The organism is Pedobacter sp. 05L430, assembly GCF_056397585.1.
In genome coordinates this window covers 1-12,448 of sequence record NZ_JBFTNT010000110.1, presented here as the reverse complement: position 1 = coordinate 12,448, position 12,448 = coordinate 1, and the positions used below count along the sequence as shown (strand labels likewise).

The 12,448-nt window shown below is 40.2% G+C and carries 10 protein-coding genes; 5 read left to right on the top strand and 5 right to left on the bottom strand.

What is annotated here, in order from left to right; genetic code table 11:
* The coding region (locus AC1DG9_RS15130; RefSeq protein WP_477634825.1) for a beta-L-arabinofuranosidase domain-containing protein at positions 1–2,970 on the bottom strand (2,970 nt) is incomplete at its 3' end.
* Positions 2,971–3,095: 125 nt separating this feature from the next.
* On the opposite strand from AC1DG9_RS15130, the gene AC1DG9_RS15125 reads away from it, so the two are divergent.
* The 4 genes from AC1DG9_RS15125 to AC1DG9_RS15110 all read left to right on the top strand — a co-directional run bounded on the left by AC1DG9_RS15125 (position 3,096) and on the right by AC1DG9_RS15110 (position 6,036).
* Positions 3,096–4,073 carry a GntR family transcriptional regulator gene (locus AC1DG9_RS15125; RefSeq protein ID WP_288883054.1) on the top strand — a complete coding sequence of 326 codons (978 nt, stop codon included), beginning with the start codon at positions 3,096–3,098 and terminating at the stop codon, positions 4,071–4,073.
* A 59-nt stretch (positions 4,074–4,132) separates the two neighbouring features.
* Positions 4,133–4,486: a DUF6152 family protein gene (locus AC1DG9_RS15120; protein WP_172662500.1), complete on the top strand. Its 354-nt coding sequence runs from the start codon at positions 4,133–4,135 to the stop codon at positions 4,484–4,486.
* A gap of 2 nt (positions 4,487–4,488) precedes the next feature.
* Positions 4,489–4,974, top strand: coding sequence for a DUF6644 family protein (locus tag AC1DG9_RS15115; protein WP_477612353.1), 486 nt, complete (start codon positions 4,489–4,491; stop codon positions 4,972–4,974).
* Between the two features lie 84 nt (positions 4,975–5,058).
* The gene (locus AC1DG9_RS15110; RefSeq protein ID WP_172662499.1) at positions 5,059–6,036 is read left to right on the top strand and encodes a GlxA family transcriptional regulator; all 978 of its coding nucleotides are present in this window, start codon (positions 5,059–5,061) and stop codon (positions 6,034–6,036) included.
* Positions 6,037–6,057: 21 nt separating this feature from the next.
* Here AC1DG9_RS15110 and AC1DG9_RS15105 read toward each other — a convergent pair whose 3' ends face one another.
* From AC1DG9_RS15105 to AC1DG9_RS15095, 3 genes are all read right to left on the bottom strand, one after another.
* A complete protein-coding gene (locus AC1DG9_RS15105) occupies positions 6,058–7,119 on the bottom strand; it encodes a glycoside hydrolase family 5 protein (RefSeq protein WP_337717784.1) in 1,062 nt (353 codons plus the stop codon).
* A gap of 69 nt (positions 7,120–7,188) precedes the next feature.
* Positions 7,189–7,944, bottom strand: a complete 756-nt coding sequence (locus AC1DG9_RS15100; RefSeq protein WP_337717786.1) for a hypothetical protein — start codon at positions 7,942–7,944, stop codon at positions 7,189–7,191.
* Between the two features lie 116 nt (positions 7,945–8,060).
* A complete protein-coding gene (locus AC1DG9_RS15095; protein ID WP_477634824.1) occupies positions 8,061–10,481 on the bottom strand; it encodes a DUF5916 domain-containing protein in 2,421 nt (806 codons plus the stop codon).
* A gap of 172 nt (positions 10,482–10,653) precedes the next feature.
* Here AC1DG9_RS15095 and AC1DG9_RS15090 point away from each other — a divergent pair, with 172 nt between their 5' ends.
* Positions 10,654–11,415, top strand: coding sequence for an alpha/beta hydrolase (locus AC1DG9_RS15090; RefSeq protein WP_477634823.1), 762 nt, complete (start codon positions 10,654–10,656; stop codon positions 11,413–11,415).
* Positions 11,416–11,433: 18 nt separating this feature from the next.
* Here AC1DG9_RS15090 and AC1DG9_RS15085 read toward each other — a convergent pair whose 3' ends face one another.
* Entirely contained in the window at positions 11,434–12,441 is a 1,008-nt protein-coding gene (locus AC1DG9_RS15085; protein ID WP_477634826.1) for a glycoside hydrolase family 18 protein, read from the bottom strand.
* Between the last annotated feature and the right edge of the window lie 7 nt (positions 12,442–12,448).

Genomic DNA, 12,448 nt, shown 5'->3' with positions numbered 1-12,448 from the left:
GTTTAAACTCCTGTTGGCTACTCCTACTTTTCCGGTACCCGTTGCAAAGGTGATAACCTGCGATTTTTTTCCATTATAGGCTACATTGCTGTCGAGCTCAAAATTGGCTTTTACTTGTCCTGAACTGATGATATCCCAATTATAGCTCACCTGCTCATTGGCGGCATTTACAAGGCTGAGTGGTTCTGTTTTTCCGTTTTCTTGTATGGAGATATTCCTGAACTCCATTGGCGATCTCCAGGTACGCAAACCTATCTTTCCTTTAAGCAAGGGGTTACGCTCATCCTTAAAGGAAAGCATCTGTTGTCCATTAAGGAAAACTTCAATCTCGGATCCTTTTAGTACCACCTTTACTTTATTCCATGTTTCAGGATCAAAACTAGCAGCTGCTTCTTTGAGTGATTCAAAGTTTTGCAGGTGCTTTCCAAGGGCTATCTTTTTACCGTCTCTGCTCAGGCTGATCTCATACCCATCAAAAGCATCATCACCTACACCTGCATTGGCTACCCGAACCAGCAGGGCACCACTTTCTCCTTTTCCGGTAAACCTGATCTCGGCTTGAACGGTCCCGTTACTTACTTCTTTTGGCTCATAGATCAATTTGGCACTATGATCTGGCTCTACACCTATTAGATGCGAACCGGTCATGAATACTTCACTATTTGTGTTTCTGCCAGGGATAATGGCAACCGCACCGTCTTTTGCCGTCCAATAGCCCGTAAACCTTTTCCATTGGTTATGATTTACACCAGTGGAAGGTTCTTCAAAGCTCTCGCCGAATATGCGCTGGTCGTAAAAGCCTCCGTAGATTTCGTGGTTCACATCTTCAATATTTGAACCGTAGATCAGCGGGCTTAATTTATTTTGAATTTGACCGACATCTACCTTAATTCGTGCAGTTTGAGGAAGCGGCAGCCAAACTTTATAGCCTTTTGCGACTCTGTTTCCAACAGCATAGTAAGGGATAGCGGTAAAAGTTTTGCCGTCAGCTGTTTTGCCCGTAACCACATTCACACCCTTTAGCAGGTTGTTTTTGTATTGCGATTGCAATGCTGCAGTAGTATCGATCTGCAACTGTTCAACATTAGTGTTATCTGCTGCCTCGAGGCTATAAACGATAGGTCCTGACGCTATTGCTACGCTGTTTCTTAAGTCTTTTACTTGATTATTTGCAGTAACAAAACGCGGTTTCATAGGCAGCTGGAGTTCCACCTGGTCACCTTTTTTCCATTTGCGGCTGATTACAGCATAACCATTTTCCATTGTGGCTTTGGCAGGGCTGCCGTTTACAAGCAGCGTATATGACGAAGGCAGATCGGAACGGTAGAGATCGTAAGGATTTTCTTTCCCCCTTGCCCATCCTGGAATGCGGAGGCTTAAACTAAAGGCCGATTCCTTTTCAGGATTTACAGTTAGGCTAATCTTTCCTTCCCATGGGTAATTGGTTTTCTGTGAAATGGCGATTAAGGTTTTGCCAGGCAGGCGGATATTGGCATCACTACCGATAAACATGTTTACAAACAAACGATCGCCCGAAGATGCGTAGATGTAGTTTGGAAGTTCAGAAACCATTTTTAAGAACATAGGTGGGCAGCATGGGCAAGAATGCCATGCCCATCTTGAATGATCATGTGCATTGAGTGGATTTTGATAGGTATACTGGTCGCCTGAAAGAGACACACCAGTAAGTACGTTGTTATACAGCACGCGTTCAAACTCATCCATATATTTTCCATCGCCGGTTAGTTCATTCATACGCTGACTGAAAAATCCTGCACCTACAGCTGCACATGTTTCGAGATAGGCATCAGTTGGAAGGTAATAATCTGGCCCGAATTTCTCGTCGTGCGCAATGGCACCGACACCGCCAGTTACAAACATACGGCGGCCAACCATATTGTTCCACAGCTGATCTGCAGTTTGTATGTACTGAGGATCATGGCTCTCCAAAGCAACGGCTGTAATACCTGTAGCTAGTAAAGTGGCACGCACAGCATGACCTTCTATGGTTTTCTGTTTGAAAACAGATATGGAATCTTGTGCATAATCGCCCCAGGTAGGGCGAGTGGCATTGGTTACCGCTCCTTCTTTATATTTTTGATCCTTGATCCACTTTTCTGATTTGTCGTTGCCCCAGGTTTGCCAAAGCGGGTAGTTGATGTGGTTACCACGATTTTCGATCCAGAACCTTACCAAATCATAATAAGCCTTTTCATTTACCGGAACCTCCATTTTCTTTTTAAGACCAGGGTTGTTTTTATATAGCCAGTATAATTTCATAACCGCTTCCTCTGGCCCGGAGTGGGCTGGTACAATGTTTCTTTTAGGAATAGGCCCCATCAGGTTGCTCATGTAATTTGCAAAACGGGTAGCAACTTCGAGCAGTTTGGTTTTACCTGTGGCATTGTAATAGTGAACGCCTGCCTCTATGAGCATACCTGCATTGTAAACATCGTGTTGAAAACGTAAAAGCCCACCGTTATCTCCCCAGTGATGGGTTGGTTCCATTAGATCGGTATAGGTATTGATATATCCGTTGGGATCGGCCTTTTGAGCAGCATAGATACGATCTATATACCCATCAAGTCGTGCCTGTAATATTGGATCGGGATGCTGAATGGTGAGATCACCTATTCCGCGAATGCTTTCATAGATCAAGCCGTCAAACCAGGGCAAACCTGCATGACTGCCTGTTCCTTTTTTTCCCTGGGCAATCTTATCGAAATTGTTAAACACATTATTACTTTCCTGTTCTTTTGCAGGCAGGTGTTGTCCTTCGAACTTATTCAGCACATCGTTGGCAGTTGTGGTTCTCCAAAGCTCGAATTTAGGACTCCAGAAAGTGTCATTTATGTTTGCTTTAAGGCTTTGGGTTAGCTGGACATTCTGGTTAACACCAGTGGTTTGTGCCATGCTATCGGTAAAAAGAGCAGTGGTAATGCCGATGCTTAATAAGAAATAGTGTTTCATTGTGTGTGGTTTGGTCTCCAAATATATAAATATTTTACAACTGGTACGAACTGGTACGATTTTTTTATTTTTTATTTACGATGTTTGTCTGGCAAGTAACTATATTTGCCAGCAATACACCAAACGTGAAAGAAAATAAATCAAAATATAAACTTGTAGTAAGCCATGTGATTGATCGAATAGGCACAGAGGAATACAAGAATGGAGACAGGATACCTTCTATCAATGATTTCAGAACTGAGTATGGCCTATCGCGTGACACAGTGTTTGCGGGCTTACGCGAACTGATGTCAAAAGGTATTATTGCATCCAACCACGGGGTTGGTTATTTTGTGAAGAGCACCAAAATTCAGACAGGACATCATATATTCCTGCTCTTCAATGAATTCAATGAATTTAAAGAAGACCTGTTCAACTCTTTTGTGGAATCGGCTGGGAATAGCGCCACAGTTGATCTGTATTTTCATAATTACAACAGAAAGGTTTTTGAAACGTTGGTAAATGATGCCAATAACAAGTATACAGATTACATCATCATGTCGGGAAAGTTTCAGGGAATTGAACCGCTGTTGGAATCTTTATCGGGCAGGGTGTTTTTGCTGGACCATTTCCATGCAGATTTGAAAGGAAAATATTCATCGGTGGCACAGAATTTTGAAACAGATACCTACGAGGCTTTGGAATCAGCCATAGAATTGATTCGCAAATACAGGCACATTTATATGATTCAAAAGGAAGAAAAGGAGCCTTTGGAGCGTTATGATGGTCTTAAAGTGTTTTGCAGCAAGTATGGGTTTGGCCACGACTATCTTTCTGTGACTACCACAAGAACAATAGAAAAAGGTGATTTATTTATTGTGGTGAATGACAGGGACCTGGTGGATCTTTTGAAGCAGGCCACTGCTCAACAGCTTACCGCAGGTACTGATTTTGGGATCATATCTTACAATGATACCCCCCTTAAAGAGCTTCTTGCCGGTGGGATCACGACACTTTCTACCGACTTTAAGCTGATGGGAAAGACCATGGCAAAGCTGATCAAAACAAAAGGGATTAACACAGTTGAGAATCCATGGAAGCTGGAAGTTCGAAGCTCCCTGTAGAAGCTATTTGATCAAAGGATTTTTTTTGGTATATTCAACTATCATTAAATCTGCAGGTTATGAATTATTTTAAAAGCATTTCGCTGGCAATCTTTTGTTTGCTCTGCGTTTCCTTCACAGCTTTCCACCATGGTTGGGCTGATTATGATCAAAAAAAAGTATTGGATTTTAAAACCACAATTGAAGAGTCGGTATATGAAAATCCGCATGCCTTGGCTAAAGTAAAATACAAAAAACAATTATGGACAGTTTATTTAGCCCCTACCAGCCGCATGACAGATCGTGGGCTAACTGCTGATATGATTAAAAAGGGGACAGAAGTAAGGTTGGTTGCTTATCCTCATAAAACTAAAAAAACAGAAATGAGGGCAGAAAGGATATTTGTAGACAGTGTAAAATACGAATTGCGATAGCTGTGCCTTTGTTTATATCTGATCTCCTCAGCTGGTTAGAAAATACAGCCTTGGCGGCTGCTATTCGTCAATCCTTGTGGTTGTACCCGGCTTTGGAAATTGTACACATCACAGGAATTGTAATTTTAGTGGGCGCTGCATTTATGTTCGACCTGCGGTTGCTGGGTTTTTCAAAAAGCCTTTCCATATTCGGCTTATCCTGCCATTTGCTTCCCTGGTCAAGAAAAGCATTGCTGTTGGTTATACCCTCTGGAATGTTATTATTCATGACCAATTCAAAAACCCTTGGTATAGACCCAACATTCTGGCTAAAAATGGCTTTGCTGATAATTGCAGCCCTTATTGTATTGGTGTTTCATAAACTCTTATTCAAACCTAAATCTGACGCCCAAAATCAAGAACTTCCGTTTTCCACAAAAATATCGGCCCTTGTTTCGATCACCGTATGGGTAGCAATTATTGCCTGCGGTCGTTTGCTGGCGTATTAACCTTTTTGGAGAAACACAATACTATTGAGAACCTGAGTTTTAAATTAAGATCTGAATCTGGTATCTTTAATAAAAACTTTTACCATGAAGCTAGTGACTATAGTTGTTCCTGAAGGGGAAATTAACCTGAGTAGCATAACCGGTTCATTTGAAATACTAACACGCGCGAATGACATTTGGCAAAAAATGGGTAACAAACCCATGATGGAAGTAAGGATAGCCGGATTTGTGCCAGAGTTAAAGGTTGATGACGGTTTCTTTTCTATTAAACCTATAAATATTAATGATATAGAAAAAACTGATCTGCTGATCATCCCCTCTGTTTCTTATGACATTGATCTGCTGGAAAACAATGCTTCTCTAATTGCATGGATAAAGGAACAGTATATGGGTGGTACTGAAGTTGCCTCAATGTGTTCCGGGGCATTTTTGCTCGCAGCCACAGGCTTACTGGATGGCAAGAGTTGCTGCACGCATTGGAATTTGGCGCCTGATTTTAGACGGTTGTTTCCAAATATTAATCTTCAAATTGATAAGCTCATTACCGCTGAACGAGGAATATATACCAACGGGGGTGGATATTCATTTTTGAACCTGATACTTTTTCTGGTTGGAGAGTATTTTAACAGAGAGGTAGCTATTATCTGCTCAAAGATTTTTCAAATTGACATTGAAAGATCATCACAGTCGCCTTTTCACATTTTCAGAACACAAAAAAACCATGGCGATGAACTTATTAGTAAAGCACAAAGTTATATAGAAGAAAATCTAAGCGAGAAAATTTCCTTTGAGGAACTTGCCTCAAAGCTTGCCATTAGCCGAAGAAATTTTGACAGACGATTCATTAAAGCAGTTGGCAATACTCCCGTGGAATATTTGCAAAGAGTAAAAGTAGAAGTTGCTAAAAGCACACTTGAAAAAGGAAATAAGACCGTTTATGAAGTTATGAATGAAGTTGGCTATTCAGATGACAAAGCATTTAGAGGCGTTTTCAAAAAAATAACTGGCTTATCCCCATTGGATTATAAAGCCAGGTATTTTAAGGAATCTGTGTTAGTATAGCAACCTATCTTAATACTTATCTTAATATTGCTGTAGCAGCTCCAGCATTTTACGATCTAGCTTATGGCCATTGTAATCTTCATATTCTACATCTTGCCGCTCGCTGTCAAGAATACCAAAACTACCACGCAAATTCCATAGCGACCAGCCCCAGCCATTTTCCTTCCATATTTCCAGATTATCTTTCATCCATGCAAGCGATACATCATGAGGAGTATGCTGGTATGCTCCCCATTCGCCAACATGTACTCCTACGCCCTGGTCCATTAGCTTTTTCCAGGGATCAAATATTTCCAGTTTTAACCGATCTTTATCCCACTTGTCGTTGCTTTCTGGATTTAAAGGCCAGGTTGGAACAGGCCAATCTGCTTTAACCCAGGATGCTTTATAGTGACTTACCTGCATAGGTCCGTATCCCCGGGTACTTTGTCCAACATTTAAGTCGGATGCCCCAAATACGGGTTTAGTTCCATAATGGAGTCCATCAATAACAATTAATCGATCAGGATCTTCTTGCCGGATGGCATTAACAATCCGTGTAACTACCCGCACGTAATCTGGCTCCTCAACATTTGAAGGCTCATTAATCAGATCGAAGCTCAATTTCTTACTATTGATCCTCTTGTATCGTTTGGCCAGGGTTTGCCAATGGAAGGCAGCAGCTTCTAAAGCCTTCTCATCTTTCCATAAATTAAGTGGCTCTGCCGGTGGATTAACACAATAACCCGGGACACGATGGAGGTTAAGGTTAACATGAATCTTGTATTTAATTCCGTAGTCAATTGCCTGATCTATTTCTTTCAACACATTTTCGTCCATTTGAAGCCAATTATCAGGTTTTGACCAGCAGTGGTATGACATTGGTAAACGGGCAAAGTTAAAACCCCATTTGGCCATCATTTGAAAATCTTCTTTTTTAAAAGGTTGGTTATGGTCTCCATTAAATTTCTCTAACAGATTAAAGCCACGCCAGAGCGGTAACTTGTTTGGTATAATTAAAGGGTTGGATTTAACAAATGCAGGTGTAAATAGGCTTGCAGCTGTTAAACCCACCCCTAGTTGAAGGAATTTTCTTCTTTCCATTTAGCTTTGAGATAGTTGAGGTTCGGTTTATTTCCTTAAATATACCAACATTCATGGATAAGTAGAAGACTATCTGTTATAAACATCCACAGCGCTTTCGAGATGTCTTGATCCAGATGTATGTACAACAAACCCTCCTACGCCAAGACCCGCAGCAAGTCCCCAGAACAATAAAGTACCCGTAACATTTGGACCTTTTGTGTTCATACTGCTCTGACCGAATCCAGTATGCGATAGTTTTTGCATATTGTTACCTTTTACCAGAAAAGAAACAATACCAGCCACAAATGATGCTCCGGCAGCAGCATATAATATTTTGCTGGTATTCATACTTCTTCTGTAGCCAGCCAGCATATCCATGCTTTCCGGATTATCGGCCATGTCGTTTTTAAGGTTTTGATAATTTACTTTTTTCAAATTATCGAATCCTTTGTTGTAATACATCCGAAGGTTAACAACAGGCTCTGGCCTGCCTCCATATCTGTATGCCCTATCGTCCAGAAATTCATCATAAGGAATTTCCTGAAAAATATTAATTTTTCCCTCTGCAATACGCTCGGCGAATTCGGCAGTGCGTCCGAAAGTGACTCTCCTGGTATTGGCGAAGAAACCATTTTCGTTACTAAAGAATTTTACTTTTTCGGGCGAAATTCTTCGGGAATCGGCCCGTAGCTGCCAAAATCCAGAAAAATCAGGCCGGAAAATGATCCTTTTAGCATAGATTACGGAGTCGGAATTAAGGTAAAGAAAGTTTTGGGATTCGTGCACCTGGGCACGGGCTGTGATGGCATAGCTAGCCAGTACAACCATGAGAAGCTTTTTCATAGTGGTTACATTTGTGTGTACCTAATAATACACAAATAATAGCCCAAAACTTCCTTTGTAAACAACAAAATACATTTGATCGCCAGATCAATTCTATTCGTGATTTGGATGGCAATTTATTTACCTTTCTTGCGAAGATTTAAATAGTCAATGTAATACAAGACCTTTACAGACAGACTTTTGTTTTGAGGCGCAGAGAGGATATCCTCGAAATTTCTGTTATAGCGTTTAGTATAAAAATCATCATTGGTTTCGGCAGCTTGCTTATATGACAAGGTAAGTTCACTTCCGGGGGCAAACTGCCAAACATAGATTAAATCGACATTAAAAACATTGTAATTCCTATCCATTGCAGTAAGTGGAGCACCCTGATAAGCAGCAAGCGTACCCTGATTGGTTAACAGATAAAATTCTTTATTTCTCCTATCACTCCAATAGTGCCGCAATACAACAGACACTCCCATCTTATTGCTGAATGAATATTTTGCATCAAATGAGTTTTCTACTGTGTTCCGGTTATATCGGGAAAAAATTGCCTGATCACCTTGCGCTTTTATCCAGCTGACATAATCGTAGCTTGGATTAAAATTCAAATCAAGACCAAAAGCGATCCTGTCATTTAATCTTAAGTTCTGGAAAAAATAGAAATTATATTCCCTTCCATTGAAAAGTTCCTTTTTGAAGTACTTTACATTTCCTCCAAAGTTATATGCCTTTGCATTATTTGGATTTACATAAACAGATGCCCCAAACCGGGCAGGCGTTCTGTACAATTGACCGTTTCGGGCTTCATAAAAATCGTTTCCCTCTGGCCCGTAGTCTAAATCCACTTCAACCGACCAAATACTTTTAAATTGCACCCAGGCACCGGTAACGACACCAAAACGCTGATAATCGCCGGGATTAACACGCCGGGAATATTCAAAATTTAACCAGCTTTCTAGTTGGTTATACCATGAGGTTGGCTTGTAATTATTATATCCAAACCTAACAAGCTGGTCTAAAAAATTATTGTTGGTAAAAAAGCCCATATCAGATTTATCGAACTTGTCATCAGCATATACCTGATTATAGCTCCATCTGAAATTTCCGCTCTGCTTACCACCTTTAAATTCATAATTAAAACCTGTTCTGCTGGTGGCTCCTTTTAGATAGCTCATTTTACCTGCCCCATTAAAAAAGTAAACATTCTTTTTGTCATTAAGGTTGAACAATAAAGCGCTTACGTTAGCATCGTAGGCAGAGCCCTGCCTTAAAACATTGGTATTGATAAAAGTTGCAGAGCTGTTGTTTTTTAAAGACTGATCGAATACCAGAATGTTGTAATTGGTTAGCGGTTGAGTTTCAGTTTCTCTTATACTCCCTTGCTGGTCTTCAACCTCGGTTTGCATGGCTTTAGTTATCGCGTTAAAAATACCTATGCCAAGTCCTTTTGCGGTTCTACCGGAAACCTTTGTGGCATTTAGCACTYTGGCTTCACTTTGATCTTTAATGATGGTTTCAGTGCTGCTTATATCAGAACGATTATAGTATTTTGGAATAGAGCCAATGCGCTTTGAATAAAACAGATCTCCCTTATTAAACAGTTCAGTTCCTTCTGTAAAAAACTGTCGGTTTTCATTAAACTTAACTTCAAAGGGTGTTAGGTTCAGAATTCGGTTATCGGACTGCACCTGACCAAAATCCGGCACCAAGGTCATATCTAAGGTAAAGCTGTTGTTAATACCATACTTAACATCCATACCGCCATTGAAACGCGCGGTTGTGTTTTTTATACCTGGAATATTGGCCGGATAATGGTTTACATAAGCAGACAGATAAGGGGAAAATGATAAACGTAATGGTGGTTTTATGTCCTTAACGCCCATCCAAAGCCCCTCCTGATTAATAAAACCATTTACATTGGGATTAACAAAATTCCAAAATGTTTGAACATTTGTGCGCTGGATTCGGCGACTGAAGTTTAGTCCCCAGTTTTGAATCTCTTTGGCAGAAAAACGCAAAGCAGAATAAGGAATTTTCATCTCAGCAGTCCAGCCTTTATCATCGATCTTAACTGCACTTTCCCAAACAGCATTCCAGTTCTCATCTTCATCGCCAATTTGCGAGTATTTGGCATCAAACTGAACTCCCGCAGCGGTAACAAAAAAACCATTGCCATTCATCTTGTCGTAAAAAGGGTCGAAAACTATGGAGATAAAATCGGCATTGCCAATATTATCCCGCGAAACCAATTCATGAGAAACACTATCAGGATGATCATACATCCGCGCATAAACATATACTGCAGCATCGTCATATAGCACCTTCATCTCCGTACGCTTCTCCTTTCCTTCTACCCTGCCTGGTACAGGTCTGATTTCAAAAAAATCAGTAGCGATAGGAACATCTATCCAACAGTGATCATCGAGAATACCATCTATTTTTGGGCTTTCGGTAGTTCTCACCGCCTGCAATTTCTTTTGCACTGAAGGATCCTGAGCCTGACATACCAGTGTATATGAAAGCAAGAAAAACAGAAATATGTAGTGTTTCATTTAAAGCGGTTAATGCCTATAAGACACTACCGTATTGTAAATGTTGCATGCTTGCTTACATTAATATTCAGACAAAATCTTGCCATCCTTACTAATAAGTATTGCTATATTTAAACCGATACAGTGTACGGTGCGCGTTCTATTATTTTAACACTAACCCAATCCCCATATTATGGTCTTATTCACAAAAAAGTCACTACGAATAGTCACTTGCATTTTAAGTTTATTAGTCRCCAATTATGCATTAGCTCAGGAAAAACCTGTATATGTAATCGTTCACGGAGCATGGGGAGGTAGCTGGGCTTTTAAAAATGTTGATGAAATAATGTCCAACCACGGCAACATTGTTTACAGACCAAGTTTAACCGGTCAAGGTGAACGTGTCCACTTGAGTTCTCCTGACATTGATCTGAATACCCACATCAAAGATGTGGTTAATCTGATTCTTTATGAAAACATACACAATGTTATTTTAGTTGGTCATAGTTATGGAGGCATGGTAATTACCGGAGTTGCCGATAGTATCCCGGATCGAATTAAAAAGCTGGTTTTTCTTGATGCAATTTTGCCTAACGATGGAGAAAGTTTAGCTACTTCCAAAAAAACTGGCACTAATGATATTGGAATGGCATCAACAAATGGTTTTATGATTCCCCAATGGGTTAAACCAAACCAGCCACTTCCAAAAGATGTACCCCAGTCTGTCAAAACCTTCACTCAGCCTGTTTCAAGAAAAAACCCTAGGGCCTTAAAATTGCCTGCGACATACATATTAACTGTGCAAGAAGGTACAGAACCTGAAAAAGACAGCTTTTATGCATATGGTGAGAGGGCCAAAGAAAGGGGTTATAAATACCTGATATTTAAAGCAGATCACAACCCACAGTTTAACAAATCTGCAGAGCTTGCTGATTTTCTGGAAAAAGAGAAATAATGATTTTAGATTGCTCTTTTATCTGCTGTAAACACCGGAGTGTATTGCTTTTCGCAACTCCCCGTCTTCAGTATCTGCGGTATAGTCCCAGTACATCGCACCGAGCATTCCCTTTTCAAGCAAATAAGCGCATTTTATAGCAATAGACTGCGGCGTTTCATAGGTCAATACAAACTCTCCTGCATCATTCACTAAATAAGGAGCTTTAGCCACATCATCCCATTTTTTTGTATAACCGTTTAGTTTTACGATGTCTTTATAATCGATATACCAGGCAATATCACCTTTACCATGCCCATAAAATGGAATCCCAAGAACTAGTTTGTTGGCGGGTACACCTGCATTTAAATGTGCAGTCACCCCTTCATCCACACTGATGTCTTTGGTATACTCTGAATGATAAAGGCCTGCATGATGATTTGGAGGGGTCCCCATGTCATACGTCATCACATTCACAAAATCCACTATTGGTGTAATCGCCTTAAAATCGATATACTTTGCATTTGAAACAGACGCCAATGTCAGTAATTTTTTATGACCAATCTTATTTCTAATCTGAGACATCAGTAAAGTATAGTTTTTGGTATCATCTGGGGAAGAAGATATTCCAGCTTCGGAACTTGTGGGATATTCCCAGTCTATATCTATTCCATCTAAGTTAAATGAACTTACTACTCTTTGGCAATCGTCAACAAATTTGCTTCTGTTTTCCACAGACGCAGCCATTTCACTAAATCTTCCACTTTTCCACCCACCAATAGACAGCAAAACTTTAAGCTTTGGATGTTTAGATTTTAATTCAACAATATCTTTCAAACGGCCTTCATTCTCGATAGTAACGCCATCAAATGTTTTATTTACATGGCCAAAAGCATAATTGATGTGTGTAACCAGTTTAGGATCGGGTAAAACCTTACCCCACGACGTAACATAAGCTACAATTACCTTATTCTTGACGTGCTTACTGGGAGTTTCTTTTTGCTGTGCCTGAGCTGTACTTAACATAGCAGTAAGCAAAATACCCATAATGGAG